This window comes from Roseateles sp. P4_D2 (assembly GCF_056401875.1).
Map to the genome: position 1 here is coordinate 13771 of NZ_JBFUIM010000005.1, position 17132 is coordinate 30902.

Here is a 17132-nt window from a genome sequence, read left to right on the forward strand (position 1 = left end):
AGGATCACAGGATGAAGAAGTTCGCTACCTGGAACGTCAATTCCCTCGCCGTCCGCCTGCCGCAGGTGCTGGACTGGCTGGCTGCCCACCCCGTCGATGCGCTGGTGCTGCAAGAGACCAAGCTCACCGATGACAAATTCCCGACCATGGAGATCGGCGAGGCCGGCTACCAAGTGCAGTGGTTCGGCCAGAAAACCTACAACGGCGTCGCGCTGATCAGCCGTGAACGCGCGGATGACGTCGTCAAGAACATCACCGGCTTTGCCGACGAGCAGGCCCGGGTCATCGCCGGCACCGTGGGCGGTGTGCGCGTCATCGGCGGCTACTTCCCGAACGGCCAGGCGCCCGACAGCGACAAGTTCACCTACAAGATGAACTGGCTGACCGGCCTGCGCGGCTGGTTGATCGAAGAAATGAAGCAGCACCCCGAGCTGGTGCTGATGGGCGACTTCAACATCGCGCCCGAGGACCGCGACGTCTACGACCCCGTCGCATGGGCTGGCCAGATCCACTGCACGCCGCAGGAGCGCGAGCACTTCCAGCAGCTCATAGCCCTGGGGCTGACCGACGCCTTCCGGCTTTTCGAGCAGCCTCCCAAGAGCTGGAGCTGGTGGGACTACCGCAACATGGCCTTCCGCAAGAACCAGGGCCTGCGCATCGACCACATTCTCGTCAGCGAGGCTTTGAAGCCCCGCGTGACGGCCTGCGAGATCGACAAGCTGCCGCGCAAGAACGAGCGGCCGAGCGACCATGCGCCGGTCATCGTCACCCTCGACGACTGACCTCGGATAGCGCGCCGGCGACGCGGGCTACCTCTTCGCGAGGACCCAGGCCACCAGCGCATTGGCGTGTCCGTGGCCCATCTCGTGCTCGGCCTTCAACAGGTTGACCAGCTCCATGTGCTTCAACGGCCCGGCCCGGGTGATGACCTGTTCCCAGTGCGCGATGGGCTGGCCGTATTTCTTCTCGATGGAGGGGAAATAGGAGGCGGGGCCCTTGAGTTTGCTGTCTTGCGTTGCCATATCGATACCCTTCAAGTTTGACTGACGCCCGGCGATCGGCCGGCATCTGCTGCATGACGAATCGGAGCAGCGAGTTTCGACAAACCGCGAATCGCAAACCGGTCATTTCAAAGGCGAGTGACATGCACAACAGGCATCTGGCAGGCAAGGTGGCCCTGGTGGCCGGCGCCACGCGCGGCGCAGGCCGTGGCATCGCGGTGGCCCTGGGCGAGGCCGGTGCGACGGTCTATTGCACCGGGCGCAGCACGCAGGCGGCCCGCTCGGAGATGGATCGACCCGAAACCATCGAGGAGACGGCAGCTCTCGTCGATGCTGCGGGCGGCCGTGGCATCGCGGTAAAGGTCGATCATCTGGTGGCCGACGAAGTGCGCGATCTGGTCGCTCGCATCGAACGTGAACAGGGGGCACTGCACGTTCTGGTCAACGACATCTTCGGCGCGAGCAAGATCGAATGGGGCAAGACCGTCTGGGAGTCGGATCTCGAATTCGGCCTGCACAGCCTGCGCCTGGCCATCGACACTCATGCCATCACCAGCCACTTCGCGATCCCGCTGCTGCTGAAGGCGCCGGGCGGCCTGGCGGTGGAGATCAATGACGGCACCGAGGAATACAACGGCACGCGCTACCGCAATTCCTTCTTCTACGACCTTGCCAAGGCGGCCGTGCTGCGCATGGGCTTTGCACTGGGCCATGAGCTGAAGTCGCACGGTGCCACGGGTTTGTCGCTGACGCCGGGCTGGCTGCGCTCCGAGGCCATGCTGGAGGCCTTTGGCGTGCGCGAGGACAACTGGCGCGACGCCATCGACCGCGTGCCGGGCTTCGCGATTGCCGAAAGCCCGGCCTTCGTCGGGCGGGCCGTCGTGGCGCTCGCGACCGACCCCGACGTCGCGCGCTGGAACGGCCAGTCGCTGTCCAGCGGCCAGCTGGCCCGCATCTACGGCTTCACCGACCTGGACGGCAGCCAGCCTGACGCCTGGCGCCACATGCTCGACAGCGAGGCGGGCGACGTCGACGTGGCGGCCTATCGTTAGATCGCGTCCAGATTTGCCTGGAAGCGTTCGAAGAAGCGCCCGATGTGCACGCCGTCGCACAGTGCATGGTGCACATCGACGGCGACCGGCATCAGCAGCCGGCCGTTCGTCTCGGTGAAGCGGCCGAAGGCCACCTTGGGCCGGTCGTCGCCTTGACCGCGCGCGTGGGTGAACGCAGTGAACCCCAGCCAGGGCAGCGCGGTCATGTGGACCAGCGTTTCCTCGCGCACGTCGCCGGGCTCATCGGCGGCGAAAAGGTCGCCACTGGCACGGCGCACGCGCTCGATGCCGGGTTTGGCGCGGGCGGCAAAGCCGGCGAGCGAAGGTTCGCGTGGCAGCGTCAGGAAGCCAAAACTTCCGTCGTCGCGCAGCACCGTCGTGCTGGCATGGATGACGCCGAACTCGCGCACGCCCCGGCCGCCGTCGGTCAGGGTCTGGCGCATCGCATCGATGCCATTGGCGGCCTCCAGCGCAGCGTGGTGGTAGGCCAGCCAGGGCGTGGCGCCGTGAGCAGCGGCGCGCTCGCGCAGGCCGGTCACGTCGACCGGCGCGGTGATGCTGAAGGCCGGCTGGGCCATGGTGCGGAAGTGCGCCAGCGCGGCGCGGCGCGGCCAGGCGTCGAGAGGGATGTCGCGGTCTTGCATACGGACCGCATGCTCGCACGAAGGCACATGCGTGAACGTGGACAAAAAAGGAGCCCGGTCTGCCGAAGCAGGCGGGCTCGAAGGAGTTGAAGGGTGGTTGCGCGTCAGCCGCTCAGCTCGCCGCCTTGCATCGGCCGCACGCCGAAGTCATAGAGGGCCCGCTGGAGTTCCTCGGCGCGATCTTCGCCAAGGTCGGCAAAGAGGCGGCTGTTGGGCGTGCTGCGGATCTGGCCGATCTGGTTGTAGCCCAGCGTCTTGGCGCATGCCAGGGTGCGCGACGTCAGTGGCAGGCAATCGAGCGGCGCCTGATCGGCGAGGCTCAAAAGCCGGGCATAGGTTTCGGGGGAAATGGACACGGTGCCTGTGCTGCGGCAAGGGTGGGGGGCCGGGGCCGTATGCAGCGGCATCAGGAATGCGAGAGATGCGGAGCTCGTTGGCTGGAGCTGGTCATCTGCGCAATCTATCGCCGCATGCATTGGGCAAGAACCCGTCGATCAGGTCAGCCTCCAAGCTTGGGCAGACCGAGAAGTTCGCAGATCAGGTCGATGACTTTCATGGGGGGGCTCCTGCAGGGTGGGGGCTAGATGTCGCCTGCCCGCACTTTCCCTGTTTTAACCCCCCTAGAAACCTAGCAAGTCTGCTAGGTTGAAACCGCATTACAGAATGCCGGCCGCCACGCACTTGAGCACGGCCTGGTGCTTGGACGTCACGCCCAGCTTGCGCATCACATTGCCAAGATGGAAGTTCACCGTCTTCTCGCTCATGCCCAGGATGACGCTGACCTCCCAGGCCGTCTTGCCCTGGGCCGTCCAGCTCAGCACGTCCAGCTCGCGCCGGGTCAGCTTGGGCAGATCACCCTTGTTGAGCTTCGCGCCCAGCAGCCGGTCCGCCGCCGTCAGCGCATGCGCAGCCAGCAGCTGCAGGCCCGCAACCATCTGCATCAGCTGCATGCCCGGCTCGGGCAGCGCCTCGTCGCGATCCACGCCGAGCAGGAAGTGCTTGTCACCCGGCAGGTGCAGCTTGACGGCGATTCCCGTCTTGTAGCCGTAGGGTGCCTGCGCTTCCCAGATGTCCCCGGCGTCCGCCGCTACATACGTTTTCTGATCGTAGACGACCGGCACGGCATGGCTCATGAGCTTGGCCATGACGGGATCCCGACGGGCCTCGCCCAGGTCCTTCGCCACCGCGAGATACCCCTCGGGCGTGTTCCCCAGCGACGTGATCTGCACATCGGCGTCCTGCAGGCGCCCACGCATCAGCACGCCGGAGATGATCGGGAAGCCCAGCGCATCCGCCGTCGCGACAAGACGGCGCTCGAAGCTTTCGAAGTCGTCACTCAGGCCGACGTCGATCAGCTGCTGGTAGTTCATTTCGGGCTTACCCATACCTGCCAAGTCTGCCAGCTTGTTCCCCACTGGCCCTGACCAGAGACTGCCCTCCCGTTCGAATCACACGACACAGAGGAGCCGTCCATGCCAACCCTGATCCAGTTGCCCGAAGGCAGCGTCTGCTGGCCGGTGGCCGCGCTGTCCAGCGCCGCCCAGGATGTCCGCCACGCCCGGACCCAGGTGCACCGCGTGCGCCGCGACGAGCACCGCGTCAGCGGCTCGACGCGTTGGGAGCGCTGCTATGCCGACGCCTGCGCCTGGGTGGAATGGGACTGGGTCGAGATCAACGAGGGCACCGTCGCGCAGGCCGATCCGCTCAATGTGCGCTCCAACGTGCTGCTGCTGGACGCCCGCGGCCGCCCGCTGCTGTCGTCGCGTCGACGCGCGACGTTGGCGACGCTGGTGTATCTGCTGCCCTGGCAGGGTCCGGTGCTGGACAAGCTGAGGATGGACGAACCTTCGCGCCGCAAGGCCGTTGCGGAGCAGCGCCTGGCCGCTTGAACACTGGTGACAGCGCGGGGCACCGGCTTTGCGCAGAATCGAGGGCTTCATCGCTTGAAGCCGCCGCCATGAGTTCTCCCTCTCCCGAAGCCGTCCTTTCCCAATGGCAAGCTGACGAGGCCGCGCTGCGCACGCGGCAGCAGGGTGAAACCGGCCTGGCTTCGCGGGCCATGCTGGCTGGCAAGACCGGCCTGCAACAGATGCAGGCCATGCTGGATGGCCTGGCACCCCGGCCACCGATCAGCGAGACGCTGGACTTCCTGCTGATCTCGGTGGAGGACGGAATCGCCGTCTTCCAGGGGCGACCACAGTTCAAGCACTACAACCCGCTCGGCAGCGTGCACGGCGGCTGGTTCGCGACGCTGCTCGATTCCGCCCTGGGCTGCGCGGTGCACACGACCTTGCCGGTGGGCCGCGGCTACACGACGCTGGAGTTCAAGATCAACCTCGTGCGCGCGCTGAGCGACAAGGTGCCCTTCGTACGCGCCATCGGCAAGGTGGTGCACCGCGGCCGCCAGGTGACGACGTCGGAGGCGACGCTGGTCGGCCACGACGGCAAGCTCTACGCCCACGCCAGCACCACCTGCCTGTTGTTCGACCTGCCGAGCTAGACGCGCTCGAGCTTGTGGTGCGGCAGCGGCGGCAGCCGTACCGTGATCGCATCGCCCGGCTTCACGGCACCGCCGGCCAGCACGATGCTCATGATGCCAGCCTTGCGCACGACCTCGCCGTCGGCATCGCGGTCGACGACGGCCTTCAAGAGGCCAGCCTCGAAGTTCTCGATCTGCAGGCAGGGGTTGCGCAGGCCGGTCACCCGCAGCACGACCTCGGTGCCGATGCGCAGCTCGGTGCCGCGCGGCAGCGCGAGCAGGTCGATGCCGCGGGTCGTGAGGTTCTCGCCCATCTGGCCGGGCTGAACGCCGAACCCGCGGGCGGCGAGTTCGTCGAAGAGCTCGCCCTGGATCAGATGGACCTGGCGCAGATTGGGCTGGGTCGGGTCCACGGCCACGCGCGAGCGGTGCTTGACCGTCACGCCGCAATGGGCGTCGCCTTCGACGCCCTGCCCTGCGATGAGGCGCAGCTCGCCTCTCGCGAACTTGGAGAAGCTGTGCGTTGCGCTGGACCAGACGGCCGCAACGGTCGCAACGACCGCCAGCGTCATGCGCGCAGTGCCGCGGCCTCGGAGGCCAACTTGGTGATGCGCGCCCAGTCCTTGGCGTCGACCGCGTCCTGCGGCGTCAGCCAGGAACCGCCGCAGACCTTGACGTTGGGCAGCTTCAGGAACTGCGGCGCCGTCTCCAGCGAGATGCCTCCGGTCGGGCAGAAAGCCACGTCCGGGAAGGGGCCGGCCAGCGACTTCAGCAGGTTGACGCCGCCGACGGCAACGGCCGGGAAAAGCTTCAGGAAGCCAAAGCCGGCGGCATTGGCCTRCATGACCTCGGAGGCCGTCGACACGCCGGGCAGCAGCGGCAGGCCCTGGGCCTGGCAGGCGGCGGCCAGTGCGTCGGTGTAGCCGGGGCTGACGCCGAACTGGCAGCCGGCATTCTTGGCGTTCGTCACGTCGGCCGGGCTGCGCAGCGTGCCGGCGCCGACGATGGCGCCCGGCACCCTGGCCATGGCTTCCATGGCCTGCAGGGCGACGGGGGTGCGCAGCGTCACTTCGAGCACGCGCACGCCGCCAGCAACCAGCGCTTCGGCCAGCGGCACGGCGTCTTCCAGGCGCTGGATGACGATGACGGGGATGACGGGGCCGTGGCTGGCCAGGCTCAGGGTGTCGATCATTTCAATTCTCCATAAGACCGGGGTATTCGGGCCGAGCGCTGGGCCGCTCCCGAGCCGGCCCGCTTGGCGAAGCTTGCGGCTCAATGCCGGAAGCTTTGGCGTCCCCTCGGGGGACCGGCCAGGCTGGCGCGCGTTCAGCGCCGCCAGACTGGACGAGGGGCTGTCTCACTTCACAACCAGGTGCAGGCGCCTTCTTCGGCGCTCAGGACATTGCGGCGCAGGCCGGCAAAGAGTTCGCGGCCTAGGCCGTGGGCATTGACGTCGGCTTCGTCCGGATCGAGCGTCGCCACCTCGCGGGCCGCCCAATCGGCCTCGTCGACCAGGGCGGCCAGCGTGCCGGTCTGCGCGCAAACGCGCACGACGTCGCCATCACGCAGCTTGGCCAGCGGCCCACCGGCCAGGGCCTCGGGGCTGACGTGGATGGCCGCGGGCACCTTGCCCGAGGCACCGCTCATGCGGCCGTCGGTGACCAGCGCCACCTTGAATCCCTTGCCCTGCAGCACGGCCAGCGGCGGCGTCAGCTTGTGCAGCTCGGGCATGCCATTGGCGTGCGGGCCCTGGAAGCGCACGACGACGATGACGTCGCGCTCCAGCTCGCCGTTCTTGAACGCGTTCAGCATGGCTTCCTGCGTCGTGAAGATGCGGCAAGGCGCCTCCACGGTGTGGCGATCTTCGGGCACGGCCGAGACCTTGATGACGGCGCGGCCGAGGTTGCCGGCCAGCAGCTTGAGGCCACCGGTGGCGCTGAAAGGCGCGGCGGCCGTGCGCACGACACCGTCGTCGCCACTGACGGCCGGCAGCGGCTCGCGCACCACCTCGCCGCTCTGGCCCACCGCCCGCGGCACGAAGGCATAGGGGCGCAGGCTGTCGCCGGCGACTGAGATGACGTCCTCGTGCATCAGGCCGGCGTCCATCAGCTCACGGATGACGAAGCCCGGGCCGCCGGCGGCCTGGAACTGGTTCACGTCGGCGCTGCCATTGGGGTAGACGCGCGACAGCAAGGGCACGACGGCGGACAGGTCGGAGAAGTCCGTCCAGTCGATCAGGATGCCGGCCGAACGGGCGACGGCGACCCAGTGGATCAGGTGGTTGGTCGAGCCGCCGGTGGCGAGCAGCGCCGCCATCGCGTTGACGATGCAGCGCTCGTCGACGAGGTGGCCTATAGGCTTGGCGGCCCGGCCCGCCACGCGGCCACTGATGTTGATCGCCGTGGCGACCGCCTCGCGCGTCAGCGCCGTGCGCAGGTCGTCGTGCGGATGCACGAAGGCGCTGCCCGGCGTGTGCAGGCCCATCGCCTCCAGCAGCATCTGGTTGCTGTTGGCGGTGCCGTAGAAGGTGCAGGTGCCGGCGCCGTGATAGGCCGCCTGCTCGCTCTTCAGCAACTCGTCGCGGCCGACCTTGCCCTGGGCGTAGAGCTCGCGCACCTTGGCCTTGTCGCTGTTGGAGATGCCCGAGCTCATCGGCCCGGCGGGCACGAAGACGCAGGGCAGATGGCCGAAGTGCAGTGCGCCGATCAACAGGCCCGGCACGATCTTGTCGCAGATGCCCAGCAGCAGGGCCGCATCGAAGACGTCATGCGTCAGCGCTATTGCCGTGCCCATCGCGATGGTGTCGCGCGAGAACAGGCTCAGCTCCATGCCGGGCAGGCCTTGCGTCACGCCATCGCACATCGCCGGCACGCCGCCCGCGACCTGCACCGTGGCGCCCAGGCGATGGGCCTCGGCTCGGATCTGCTCCGGGTAGCCCTCGTAGGGCTGGTGGGCCGACAGCATGTCGTTGTAGGCCGTGACGACCCCGAGGTGGGGGGCTTTCTCGGCGACGATGCGCAGCTTGTCGTTGGACGGCATAGCCGCCACGGCGTGGGCGACGTTGGCGCAGCCCATGCGCTCGAAACCGCGCTGGCGGCCGCCGAGCTTGGCGATGCGGGCGAGATAGTCGCCACGCAGCTTGGCGCTGCGTTCGCGGATGCGGTCTGTAACTTGAATGAGTGTGTCGTGCATGCGGGTCTCCTGCGGCTCTCGTAACCGGCCCTTGGGAATTTAGGTAACCATATTACTTGCCTCCAGCGCTGCGCGGGTTACGGGCTGGGTACCTGAGAAACGTCGTGCAACTCTCTGGCATGACAAGATGGGGGCGATGGCGTCACAGGCAATCCATATTCCCCATGGCCCGGCGCGCAGCGCCCATCTGTTGCAGCGCACGACCGCCGAATGGCGGGCTAGCGGCGAAGACCTGCTGCTGTTTGCCTATGGCTCGTTGATCTGGCGGCCCGAGTTCGAGTATGCCGACGCGCTGCCGGCGCGGGTGTTGGGCTTTCACCGCGTGCTGCGCATGCGTTCGCGCGTGAACCGCGGCTCGCCCCAGGAGCCGGGCCTGGTGCTGGCGCTGATCTCGGGTGGCAGTTGCCGCGGGCTGGTCTACCGCATCCCGCGCACCGTCGGTGAAGAGGTGTTGCCGCGTTTGTGGGAACGCGAGATGCCCAACGGCGTCTACGAGCCGCGCTGGCTGAACTGCGACACCGGCGCGGGCCGGCTGCGCGCCCTGGCGTTCACGCTGTCGCGCCAGAGCCCGAACTGGACCGGGCCTTTGCATGAGCCGGAGCTGCTGCACATCTTTCAACACGCCAGCGGCCGCTACGGCACGACGCTGGACTATCTGCTGCGCACCGTTCAGGGTTTGCGCGAACATGGGATCCGCGACGCGGAACTGGAGCGCCAGGCCCACCTGGCGGCGCAGCACGGGCTGTGCGCCCCGCTTTGATCAGCCCCTGAGCCGCGCGAGATCTTCCTCGGTGTCGACGTCGACATGCACGCCGGGGTCGTCGACGGGAATGGGTTGCGCCGCGTAGCGAGCCACGATGCGCCGCGCGCCCTCATCGCCCTGCAGGGCCACCAGCTCCGAGTAGAGCTCAGTGCCAAAGCCGACCGGATGGCCCTGGATGCCGCGGTACTGGGCATAGCAGACGGGGTAGCGCTCCAGCCCCTCGGCCACGGCCATGATGGTGGTCGGCTGCACAAGCGGCATGTCGGCCGGCAGGATGAGCCAGCCGTCGGCATCACCCGTGGCGCTGACGCCGGCGACGATGGAATGCCCCATGCCGATGGGCTGAGGCCGGCCGTGGGTATCGCGCTCAGGCAGCGTCACGACGTCGCGCGCCGCGATGAGCTTGTGCACGGCCGGCGCCAGGGCTGCCGTCGTCACAACGACAACCGGAAGCTGCGTCGCGATGGCATGGCGCAAGGTGCGCGCCAGCAAGGTATCTCCACCGGGCGTTCCCGCCAGGTGCTGTTCCAGCTTGTGGCCCGAGCCGCGGAAGCGCGAGCCGCGACCCGCGGCCAGCACAACGACGACGGGGCGTCGCTTTGTCATTTGCTATTCGTCCTTCAAAACCCACTTACCTAGCGCCGGTCTGAGCCGTTTGCTGCAGTGCCACAAGCATGCCGAGTGAGGCTTCGCTTGAAACTGGGGCGTTCACTTAAGGGAAGGTCTGCATACGTAGGGAGGTCGTCAGGCCTGGCGTTGGGCCCGCGCCGGGGCGAGTTGCGGGGTGAGGCAAGGCGCCTGCGAGGCGTGTGGCGGGCCTACACAACGAGCGGGTAACGACGAATCACCCCGCAACTCGCCCCGGCCCTCCGGGTTGGAGCTGCAAAGGGCTCAGTCGTTGTTGCAAGTGCTCGCGACGCCACCGGCATCGCTGCGCCTTGCGCCTAGACTGAGCCCTTTGCAGCACCAACGCGGGCCTAACGCCAGGCCTGATGACCTCCCGCCATGAGCAAGTTGAGCGACTTCCGAAAGAGCTACGAACTAGGGGAGCTGGATGAGGTGCAAGCTGCGGATGGACCGCTGGCGCTCTTCAACCGCTGGATGGATGAGGCCATCGCCCACGATATGTCCGAGCCGACCGCGATGACGGTGGCCACGGTCGGTGCCAACCACCGGCCGTCGACCCGCGTCGTGCTGCTCAAGGGCTGCGATGCACGCGGCATGGTCTGGTTCACCAACTACGAAAGCCGTAAAGGTGAAGAGTTAGCAGGCAACCCTTACGCGGCCTTGCAATTCCACTGGGTGGAGATGGAACGCGTCGTGCGCATCGAGGGGCGCGTCGAGAAGACCTCGGCCCAGGAATCGGACGACTACTTCAAGAGCCGGCCGCTGGATTCGCGCCTTGGGGCCTGGGCTTCACCACAGAGTCGGGTCATCAGTTCACGTGCTGTGCTGGTGGCCAACGCCGCCAAGGCGGCCGTTCAGCAGGGCCTGAACCCGGACCGGCCGCCGCATTGGGGCGGCTACCGCCTCGTGCCGGACCGTTTTGAGTTCTGGCAGGGGCGCCGTTCCCGGCTGCACGACCGGCTGGTCTTCAGCCTGGATGCCGACCGCTGGGTGCGCGAACGGCTGGCGCCCTAATTGACGGCGTTGCCGTCCTCGACGCGGTAGTACAGGCCGTAAGGGTCGTCGTTGAGCACGGCCAGCACACCCTCAACGACGACGGGTTCCAGCGTGTAACGCACCGGCTTCTTGGTGCGCACCTCGACCAGTCCCTCGGGCCCGGCCGGTACGCAAAAGGAGCAGGTCGTGGGCACCGACGACAGCAGGAAGTGCTGCTGCTTGTCGCCCGCCTCCAGCGGCATCATGAAGCCCTGCACCTTGATGGTCTTGCGGTCCAGCGCCTGCACGGCCGCGGGGAAGGTCGGCACGATCTTCTTTTTCTCGGCCTTGGCGGTGACTTGGGACAGCAAATGCCAGGACACGATGTCGGCGCGCTCCTCCAGCGGCTTGAAGGGGCTGCGTGGGTCGTGATAGCCAGGCCCCTGCCCCATGCCCGGCGGCGTTTGGGCGAACGCAGCAGCAGCGGCAAGACAGACGGCGAGAAGGGGCTTGAACTTCATGATGGCGGGATTGTCGGGGTTCAGCGCGGAGCTTGCAGCAGGGTTGTGACATCCAGCCGATAGGCCCGCCATGCGGGCCAGGCAGCGGCCAGCAGCGCCAGGGCGCCGGCAAGCAGCGGCACCAGCCATTCGGCTTCGCTCATGCCGAGCTGGCCCAGGCGAAGCGACTGTCGCTCGGCGAGCAGACGCTCCAGCAGCGCAACAAGGCCGTGCCCAGCCACCAGCCCCAGCACGGCGGCGAGGCCGGCGAGCAGCAAGGCCTCCAGCGCGATCAGCGCGGCGACACGCGAGGCCGGCGCGCCCAGCATGCGCAGCATCGCAAGATCGCCTTGGCGGGCACGCACGGCATGCAGCAACGCCACCCAGACCGACAGCCCCGCCGCGGCGAGCAGCACGATGCCAAAGCCCCGCAGCACTTCGGTGCCGGCACCCACCAGGCGCATCAATCGGGCTGTTTCCAGCGCCGGCGCTGCGGATTGCAGGCCGTCCTGCGCATTGACCCAGCGCGGCAGCATGACGGCGGCCAGCGGGCTGCGGTAGCGCACGAGGGCGAGCGTGATCTCCTTCTTTTCGCTCTCCTCGTCGTGTGCGACGGCGTGGTCTTCGTGCACCTCCCACACCGATGCCAGATCGGTCAGCACGAGGCGGTCCAGCACGCTGCCGGATTCGGCCAGCACGCCGACGACCTCGAACTGATGTTCGCCATGCGCGCCGCCACCCTCGGCCAAGCCGTGGCTGCCGGCGAAACGGTCACCGGGCTTCAGCCCGCTCGTGCGCGCGACTTCGGCGCCGAGAACGGCCTGCATCGGTTTCGTCCAGAGCGCGCCCTGCCCCATTTGGCCGCCATAGAGATCGATGTACGCCGGCGTCGTGCCAGCGATGCGGTAGCCGCGGAAGGAGTCGCCCAGCGACAGCGGCACAGCCTGGGCGACGAGGGGCTGCTGCTTCAACAGCTCCAGCGTCGCCAACGGGATATTGCCGGTCGGCGCGTCGAGGTGGAAGACACCGGCCAGCATGATCTGCATGGGGCTGCCCTTGGCGCCGACGACGAGGTCGATGCTGGCGAGGTCGCGCTTCAGCCCCGCCTCGACCTGGGCACTGGCGCGCAGCACGAAGGTCACGGCGGCGAGGCCGAGCGTCAGCAGCAGCAGGTTCAGCGCTGTCGTCAACGGGCTGGACCACAGGTATCGCCACGCGAGGCGGATCACAAGACCACCTCGCTGACGTCATCCCGCTCTGCCAGCGCTTCGACGACACGCGCGTCATGGCTGGCGATGACCAGCGTGCAGCCCTCGCGCTCGGCCGCATCGAGCAGCAGGGCCAGCATGTGCAGGGTGTGCTCATCGTCCAGGTTGGCGCTGGGTTCATCGGCCAGCAGCAGGCGCGGACGGCGCATCAGTGCGCGCGCGAGCGCCACGCGCTGGGCCTGGCCAACGCTGAGCTGGTGCGGCCGGCGATTCGCCAGCTCAGCAATGTCCAGCGCCTCCATCAGCTCGGCCGCGCGCTCCGGGTCGGCGCCCTGCCCTGCGGCCAGCGCCGGCAACGCCAGGTTCTCGGCCACAGTCAGCGCCTCGCTCAAATGCAGGCGCTGGGGCACGACGCCCAACGTGGCTCCACGCCAGGCGTCCAGCGCGCGCGGGCTCAGCGTCTGCAGCTCGGTTTGCGCAACGTTCAGTTCGCCCTGTTGCACGCGCAGCAGGCCCGCCAACAGGGCCAGCAAGGTCGACTTGCCCGAGCCCGAGGCGCCACGCAGCAGCAGATGCCGGCCCGCGGCGAGCGCGAAGTCGGCATAGGCGAGCTCGGCGCCGCCGGCGTAGCGATGGCGCAGGCCGCCCCAGGCCAGCATCACTTGACCAGGCGCTTGAAGCTGGCCAGGAACTTCTCCACCTTGCCGGCGACGACGAAGGCGCAATAGCCTTGCTCCGGGTTGCGGGCGTAGTAGTGCTGGTGATAGGCCTCGGCCGAGTGGTAATTGGTCTCAGGTAACAGTTCGGTGACGGCGCGGCCGGCGTGATGGTCGTTGACCTCCTTCAGCACCTCGGCCGCGAGCTGGCGCTGGGCCTCGGTGTGCCAGTAGATGCCCGAGCGGTATTGCGTGCCGACGTCGGCGCCCTGGCGGTTCAGCGTCGTCGGGTCGTGGATGGTGAAAAACACCTCCAGCAGTTCGCGCAGCGAGACCTCGGCGGGATCGAAGTCGATGCGCACGACCTCGGCATAGCCGGTGTTGCCGCCGCAGACGGCCTCGTAGGTCGGCTTGGGTCCCTGGCCATTGCTGTAGCCGTTCTCGACGTGGTGCACGCCGCGCACGCGCTCGTAGACGGCCTCCAGGCACCAGAAGCAGCCGCCGGCCAGGGTGATGCGTTCGAGATTCGTAGCAGACATGGAATGACCTTCAATGAGCGCCAAGGGAGAGCTCGACATGGGGGCGCCAGGTCTCATCGCAACCCTGGTCGCAGAGCTTGGGCGCGGCGAGAAAGACGCGCGCATTGGGCGCGCCGCGGGCCAGCAGCGCATCGCGCACCGCCGTGGCGCGGGCCACCGCCAGCTGGCGCAGTGTTTCGTCTTCGATGGCGTAGCTGCCCAGCAGCAGGCCGCGCATCTGCTCGGGCGGCAGATCCTTGGCCAGGCCGAGCAGGTTCTTGGGCTTGTTGGGCAGCTTGCTGGCCTGGTAGAGGCGCTTGAGCGCGGCATCGGGTGTTGCGTTTTCGGCTTTGAGTGCACTGGCCAGGCGCTGTTCACGCAAGGCCTGGCCTTCGGCGGCGATGCCGGCCCAGCCCGTCAGCGTCAGCTGCACGCCGGGCTTGTCGACCAGCAGCTTGGCTACGCGGTCGAGCTTGGTCGAGTCGGCCAGTTCGACGCCACCCGGCACGAAGGCGATCTGGGCCTCCTCGGGTGCGTCGCTGCCGCTGAACAGGGCGAAGGGCGAGGTCAGCGCCTTGCCGATGAGATTGAGCACGAGCTTCCAGACCAGGCCGCCGACGCTGAACTCCGGATCGTTCAGGGAGCCGCTGACGGGCAGGTTGACGTCGATGACGCCGTTGCCGTCCTTCAGCAGCGCCACGGCGAAGCGCACCGGCAGCGAGGTCGCGTCAGGGCTCTCCACGCGCTCGCCAAAGGTCAGCTGGTTCAGGATGATCTGGTTGCTGGCCACCAGCTGGCCGCCGGGCTCGACCTTGTAGCGCAGCTTGGTCGACAGCTTGCCGCGCTCGATGGCGTAGCCGGCGTATTTGGCGGCGTAGGGCGACAACGGCGCCAGCTCGATGTCGGTCGCGTTGGCGGCAATGTCCATGGCCAGTGGTGCGCCCGGTTTGAGCTGACCGTCGATCTCCAGCAGGCCGGTGCCGGCGACCTTGCCCTTCAGCGTCAGCGGCGCCATCGCGCTGCTGGTGGACGAGAAGGCGCCCAGCGAGCCTTGCAGCTCGGTCAGGCGGGCGCTGTAGTTGGGGCGCACGAAGCGGTCGTTGAAATCGACGACGCCGCGGTTGACGCGGATGCGTTCGGCGGCGAATTCCGGCTGCGCTGCCGATGCGGCTGGCGCGGGCGCTGCAGCCGCTTCCGCCGGGCCGATGTCGCGCAGATTGAAGCGCCCCTGGTCGTTGACGATCAGGCGGGCATAGGCGTCTTCGAGCAGCGCGTCTTTCACGGCCAGGCGTGGCGGCGCGCCCGGCGCCAGGGCGAGCTTGAGGCCGTCGAGCTGCAGTGCCTGCCAGCTCAGCAGGTCTTCGCCGACGACGCGCTGGCCCTCGACGACGCGGGTCTGCAGCAGCGCCAGCGGCCCGACGCGCACGTCGCCGCCTACGTTGGCCGTCCAGGCGCCGCCGGCCTGCTGGGCGGTGACTTCGGCCTTCAGCCCCAGCTCGGCGCGCTGCAGATGCAGTCCCCAGGCCGGGTCGAGGTAGGCGTTGAGCAGATGCAGCGGCAGGGCCTTGGCCTGAAGGCTGCCGCTGGCCGAGAGCGGCGCAATACCGACGCGGCCGCTCCACTGCAGGCTGCCGGCGCTGGCGGCGATGGGCTGATCATTCGCGCCAAGGGCAGCGAGTTGGGTGGTGATCTGCGCCTGCACGGGCGTTGCGGCGGGCCAGCTCAGCGCGCCGAGCTGCAGGCGCAGCGGCTCAAGCGTAAAGCCTACGGGCGCGACACCTGCGGGCACGGCGGCGTCCTGCCAGCGCAGTGCGCCGCGCTCGACCGTCAGGCCAGCAAGCTGCACCTTCCAGGCCGGGCCGGCAGCGGACGCGGCGCTGTCAGGCGGCAGCAGGCCGGCGATGTTCAAGCGGCCACCCTGCTCGCGGGCGAGCAGAGCGCGCGGCGCGTCCAGCGCCAGCGTGCCGAGGGTGATGGCGTGCGTGGCGGGCTCGACGCTGGCCTTGTCGAGCTGGGCCGAGGCCAGCGTCACCAGCCGCGGCGCGCCGGGCAGGCCAAGGCGAGCGTCGCTGATGCGCAGCTCGGCCAGGGTCAGCTGGGCACGGTCGGCAGCGCCTTCGGCCAGCGGGTTCGTGACGGTGAGGCCAGCCTTGGTGGAGAGGCCGGCGACCAGCCGTACGCCGCTGGGCAACGGCAGCCAGGCGGCCAGGCGCTCGACGGCGAGGCCATCCAGCTCAGCATCAGCCTGCAGCAGCTCGGGCGACAGCTTGGCCTGGGCCGTCAGCGTGGCCCGGTCCAGGCGCAGGCTGGCGTCGAGCTGGGCAGGCGACTTCAACGGCCAGGCGGCTGCGCCGAGCTTGATCTGGATGGCCTCCAGCGCCAGGCCCTTGTTGAGAGTGAAACGACCCTCCTTGACTTCCAACCCGGCAAGGCTGAACTGCCAGGGGGCCGCAGTTGGCGATGACACGCCGCCAGACCCTGACCCTGCCGGCAGCGGGCGCAGCCAGGCATCGGGCGACTCCAGCAGGATGGCGCCGAAGCCCAGCTGGCGACGCAGCGGTTGCACATCGGCGAGCGGCAGGCTCAGCCGCTTGAAGCCGAGCAGGGCCTGGCCGTCGGGCTGGGTCAGGGCCAGCTCGTGCAGCTGGATGAGGCCACTGAGCTTGACACCCGGCGTCTGCTTGGGGCGCTCGGCAAAGTCCACCGCCACGTCGACATCGAGCCTGCCGCCGGCCAGTCGGACGGGCGCGCTGGCAGGCACATAGGCGGCCAGCGGTGCGAGATCCAGCCCGGCAAATTTGAAGGACAAACGAGCACTGACGTCGTCGTCAAAGGGCAGCGCCTCGGCGCGGCTGTCGAAGGCGACGCCGTCGAGCTTGCCGTTCAGCTGGGGCTGCACCTTGACCTTGACGTCGGCCGGCAGCGTCGACATGAAAGGCAGGGCCAGGTGCAGGCCGGCCAGCTCGTGCTTGCGCTGCACCGGGCGGTCGTCGAAGAGGATGCGCCCGTCGGCCAGCTCGATGTTGTAGACGGCGAACTCGGCGTCCGGCTCCTCGGGCGCGCCGGGCTTGGCGGCAAAGCGCTGGATCAGGTCGTCGATGTCATAGCGGCCCTCGGCCACGCGGGCGAGGCGCAGTTCGGGCTTGGTCAAGGCCACGGATTCGATGACGGCACGGCCGCGCAGCAGAGAGCGCAGCGATAGGGCAGCGTCCAATTTCTGCAGCTTGAACAGCGGTGGCTGCCCGGCGTCGGCGCCGGCAATACTCAGCCCTTCGATGACCAGGGCCAGACGCCAGGGCTGGAAACTGGCCTCCTCGACGGTGACCGGCCGGCCCAGGGCCTCGCTGGCCAGTGCAGCGCCACGGCCGGTAACCCAGCCGGGTAGCGCCAGTGTCACGACCAGCAGCAGCAAGGTGACCAGGGCCGACAGCGCGGCGATGGTCCAGAGGGCGAGGCGGGCGGGGGAACGGGAGGTCACTGTCACGGCAAAAGCATTATTGATGTCGGCGAAGATGCC

The 17132-nt window shown here is 68.3% G+C and carries 19 protein-coding genes; 6 read left to right on the forward strand and 13 right to left on the reverse strand.

Annotated elements, in window-relative coordinates; translation table 11 throughout:
* Nucleotides 1–11 precede the first annotated feature (11 nt).
* Nucleotides 12–782, forward strand: coding sequence for an exodeoxyribonuclease III (gene xth, locus AC1DW0_RS10130; protein ID WP_056202400.1), 771 nt, complete (start codon nt 12–14; stop codon nt 780–782).
* A 27-nt stretch (nt 783–809) separates the two neighbouring features.
* On the opposite strand, the gene AC1DW0_RS10135 is transcribed toward xth, so the two are convergent.
* On the reverse strand, nt 810–1022 hold the full coding sequence (locus tag AC1DW0_RS10135) for a DUF4287 domain-containing protein (RefSeq protein WP_477945688.1): 213 nt from the start codon (nt 1020–1022) through the stop codon (nt 810–812).
* A 122-nt stretch (nt 1023–1144) separates the two neighbouring features.
* Between AC1DW0_RS10135 and AC1DW0_RS10140 the strand changes: the two genes are divergently transcribed.
* On the forward strand, nt 1145–2053 hold the full coding sequence (locus AC1DW0_RS10140; RefSeq protein WP_056202394.1) for an SDR family oxidoreductase: 909 nt from the start codon (nt 1145–1147) through the stop codon (nt 2051–2053).
* Here the strand turns inward: AC1DW0_RS10140 and AC1DW0_RS10145 are convergent.
* The 3 genes from AC1DW0_RS10145 to AC1DW0_RS10155 all read right to left on the reverse strand — a co-directional run bounded on the left by AC1DW0_RS10145 (nt 2050) and on the right by AC1DW0_RS10155 (nt 4082).
* Nucleotides 2050–2697, reverse strand: a complete 648-nt coding sequence (locus tag AC1DW0_RS10145; RefSeq protein WP_056202393.1) for a CatA-like O-acetyltransferase — start codon at nt 2695–2697, stop codon at nt 2050–2052. The genes AC1DW0_RS10140 and AC1DW0_RS10145 overlap by 4 nt on opposite strands.
* Before the next feature lie 104 nt (nt 2698–2801).
* A complete protein-coding gene (locus tag AC1DW0_RS10150) occupies nt 2802–3053 on the reverse strand; it encodes a hypothetical protein (protein ID WP_157281978.1) in 252 nt (83 codons plus the stop codon).
* Nucleotides 3054–3353: 300 nt separating this feature from the next.
* Nucleotides 3354–4082, reverse strand: a complete 729-nt coding sequence (locus tag AC1DW0_RS10155; protein WP_082532931.1) for a helix-turn-helix transcriptional regulator — start codon at nt 4080–4082, stop codon at nt 3354–3356.
* A gap of 87 nt (nt 4083–4169) precedes the next feature.
* Here AC1DW0_RS10155 and AC1DW0_RS10160 point away from each other — a divergent pair, with 87 nt between their 5' ends.
* Both AC1DW0_RS10160 and AC1DW0_RS10165 read left to right on the forward strand, forming a co-directional pair.
* The gene (locus AC1DW0_RS10160) at nt 4170–4586 is read left to right on the forward strand and encodes a DUF4902 domain-containing protein (RefSeq protein ID WP_056202384.1); all 417 of its coding nucleotides are present in this window, start codon (nt 4170–4172) and stop codon (nt 4584–4586) included.
* Between the two features lie 68 nt (nt 4587–4654).
* Nucleotides 4655–5197, forward strand: a complete 543-nt coding sequence (locus AC1DW0_RS10165; protein ID WP_056202381.1) for a PaaI family thioesterase — start codon at nt 4655–4657, stop codon at nt 5195–5197.
* On the opposite strand, the gene AC1DW0_RS10170 is transcribed toward AC1DW0_RS10165, so the two are convergent.
* The 3 genes from AC1DW0_RS10170 to edd all read right to left on the reverse strand — a co-directional run bounded on the left by AC1DW0_RS10170 (nt 5194) and on the right by edd (nt 8368).
* Complete coding sequence (locus AC1DW0_RS10170) at nt 5194–5748, reverse strand: MOSC domain-containing protein (protein WP_056202377.1); 555 nt, start codon at nt 5746–5748, stop codon at nt 5194–5196. The genes AC1DW0_RS10165 and AC1DW0_RS10170 overlap by 4 nt on opposite strands.
* Nucleotides 5745–6368, reverse strand: coding sequence for a bifunctional 4-hydroxy-2-oxoglutarate aldolase/2-dehydro-3-deoxy-phosphogluconate aldolase (gene eda, locus AC1DW0_RS10175; RefSeq protein ID WP_477945692.1), 624 nt, complete (start codon nt 6366–6368; stop codon nt 5745–5747). Before eda ends, AC1DW0_RS10170 begins: the two co-directional genes overlap by 4 nt.
* Before the next feature lie 170 nt (nt 6369–6538).
* On the reverse strand, nt 6539–8368 hold the full coding sequence (gene edd / locus AC1DW0_RS10180; protein ID WP_056202374.1) for a phosphogluconate dehydratase: 1830 nt from the start codon (nt 8366–8368) through the stop codon (nt 6539–6541).
* Between the two features lie 136 nt (nt 8369–8504).
* On the opposite strand from edd, the gene AC1DW0_RS10185 reads away from it, so the two are divergent.
* A complete protein-coding gene (locus AC1DW0_RS10185; RefSeq protein ID WP_157281976.1) occupies nt 8505–9128 on the forward strand; it encodes a gamma-glutamylcyclotransferase in 624 nt (207 codons plus the stop codon).
* Here AC1DW0_RS10185 and AC1DW0_RS10190 read toward each other — a convergent pair whose 3' ends face one another.
* Nucleotides 9129–9737 carry a nucleotidyltransferase family protein gene (locus AC1DW0_RS10190; RefSeq protein WP_056202371.1) on the reverse strand — a complete coding sequence of 203 codons (609 nt, stop codon included), beginning with the start codon at nt 9735–9737 and terminating at the stop codon, nt 9129–9131. It abuts the gene before it with no gap.
* A 399-nt stretch (nt 9738–10136) separates the two neighbouring features.
* Here AC1DW0_RS10190 and pdxH point away from each other — a divergent pair, with 399 nt between their 5' ends.
* Complete coding sequence (pdxH, locus tag AC1DW0_RS10195; RefSeq protein WP_056202368.1) at nt 10137–10772, forward strand: pyridoxamine 5'-phosphate oxidase; 636 nt, start codon at nt 10137–10139, stop codon at nt 10770–10772.
* On the opposite strand, the gene AC1DW0_RS10200 is transcribed toward pdxH, so the two are convergent.
* Genes AC1DW0_RS10200 through AC1DW0_RS10220 form a run of 5 tightly spaced genes read right to left on the reverse strand, consistent with a single transcriptional unit; the run spans nt 10769 to nt 17099 of the window.
* Nucleotides 10769–11254 carry a DUF3299 domain-containing protein gene (locus AC1DW0_RS10200; RefSeq protein ID WP_056202365.1) on the reverse strand — a complete coding sequence of 162 codons (486 nt, stop codon included), beginning with the start codon at nt 11252–11254 and terminating at the stop codon, nt 10769–10771. The genes pdxH and AC1DW0_RS10200 overlap by 4 nt on opposite strands.
* Before the next feature lie 20 nt (nt 11255–11274).
* On the reverse strand, nt 11275–12462 hold the full coding sequence (locus tag AC1DW0_RS10205) for an FtsX-like permease family protein (RefSeq protein WP_477945695.1): 1188 nt from the start codon (nt 12460–12462) through the stop codon (nt 11275–11277).
* Nucleotides 12459–13100 carry an ABC transporter ATP-binding protein gene (locus AC1DW0_RS10210; protein WP_056202358.1) on the reverse strand — a complete coding sequence of 214 codons (642 nt, stop codon included), beginning with the start codon at nt 13098–13100 and terminating at the stop codon, nt 12459–12461. Before AC1DW0_RS10210 ends, AC1DW0_RS10205 begins: the two co-directional genes overlap by 4 nt.
* The gene (gene msrA / locus AC1DW0_RS10215; protein ID WP_477945697.1) at nt 13100–13636 is read right to left on the reverse strand and encodes a peptide-methionine (S)-S-oxide reductase MsrA; all 537 of its coding nucleotides are present in this window, start codon (nt 13634–13636) and stop codon (nt 13100–13102) included. The genes AC1DW0_RS10210 and msrA overlap by 1 nt, the downstream gene beginning before the upstream one ends.
* A 10-nt stretch (nt 13637–13646) precedes the next feature.
* A complete protein-coding gene (locus AC1DW0_RS10220) occupies nt 13647–17099 on the reverse strand; it encodes a DUF748 domain-containing protein (RefSeq protein ID WP_477945699.1) in 3453 nt (1150 codons plus the stop codon).
* Nucleotides 17100–17132: the final 33 nt, after the last annotated feature.

Coding starts and splice junctions, on each gene's coding strand:
- xth (WP_056202400.1), top strand. CDS start 12: ATGAAGAAGTTCGCTACCTGGAACGTCAATTCCCTCGCCGTCCGCCTG.
- AC1DW0_RS10135 (WP_477945688.1), bottom strand. CDS start 1,022: ATGGCAACGCAAGACAGCAAACTCAAGGGCCCCGCCTCCTATTTCCCC.
- AC1DW0_RS10140 (WP_056202394.1), top strand. CDS start 1,145: ATGCACAACAGGCATCTGGCAGGCAAGGTGGCCCTGGTGGCCGGCGCC.
- AC1DW0_RS10145 (WP_056202393.1), bottom strand. CDS start 2,697: ATGCAAGACCGCGACATCCCTCTCGACGCCTGGCCGCGCCGCGCCGCG.
- AC1DW0_RS10155 (WP_082532931.1), bottom strand. CDS start 4,082: ATGGGTAAGCCCGAAATGAACTACCAGCAGCTGATCGACGTCGGCCTG.
- AC1DW0_RS10160 (WP_056202384.1), top strand. CDS start 4,170: ATGCCAACCCTGATCCAGTTGCCCGAAGGCAGCGTCTGCTGGCCGGTG.
- AC1DW0_RS10165 (WP_056202381.1), top strand. CDS start 4,655: ATGAGTTCTCCCTCTCCCGAAGCCGTCCTTTCCCAATGGCAAGCTGAC.
- AC1DW0_RS10170 (WP_056202377.1), bottom strand. CDS start 5,748: ATGACGCTGGCGGTCGTTGCGACCGTTGCGGCCGTCTGGTCCAGCGCA.
- edd (WP_056202374.1), bottom strand. CDS start 8,368: ATGCACGACACACTCATTCAAGTTACAGACCGCATCCGCGAACGCAGC.
- AC1DW0_RS10185 (WP_157281976.1), top strand. CDS start 8,505: ATGGCGTCACAGGCAATCCATATTCCCCATGGCCCGGCGCGCAGCGCC.
- AC1DW0_RS10190 (WP_056202371.1), bottom strand. CDS start 9,737: ATGACAAAGCGACGCCCCGTCGTCGTTGTGCTGGCCGCGGGTCGCGGC.
- pdxH (WP_056202368.1), top strand. CDS start 10,137: ATGAGCAAGTTGAGCGACTTCCGAAAGAGCTACGAACTAGGGGAGCTG.
- AC1DW0_RS10200 (WP_056202365.1), bottom strand. CDS start 11,254: ATGAAGTTCAAGCCCCTTCTCGCCGTCTGTCTTGCCGCTGCTGCTGCG.
- AC1DW0_RS10210 (WP_056202358.1), bottom strand. CDS start 13,100: ATGCTGGCCTGGGGCGGCCTGCGCCATCGCTACGCCGGCGGCGCCGAG.
- msrA (WP_477945697.1), bottom strand. CDS start 13,636: ATGTCTGCTACGAATCTCGAACGCATCACCCTGGCCGGCGGCTGCTTC.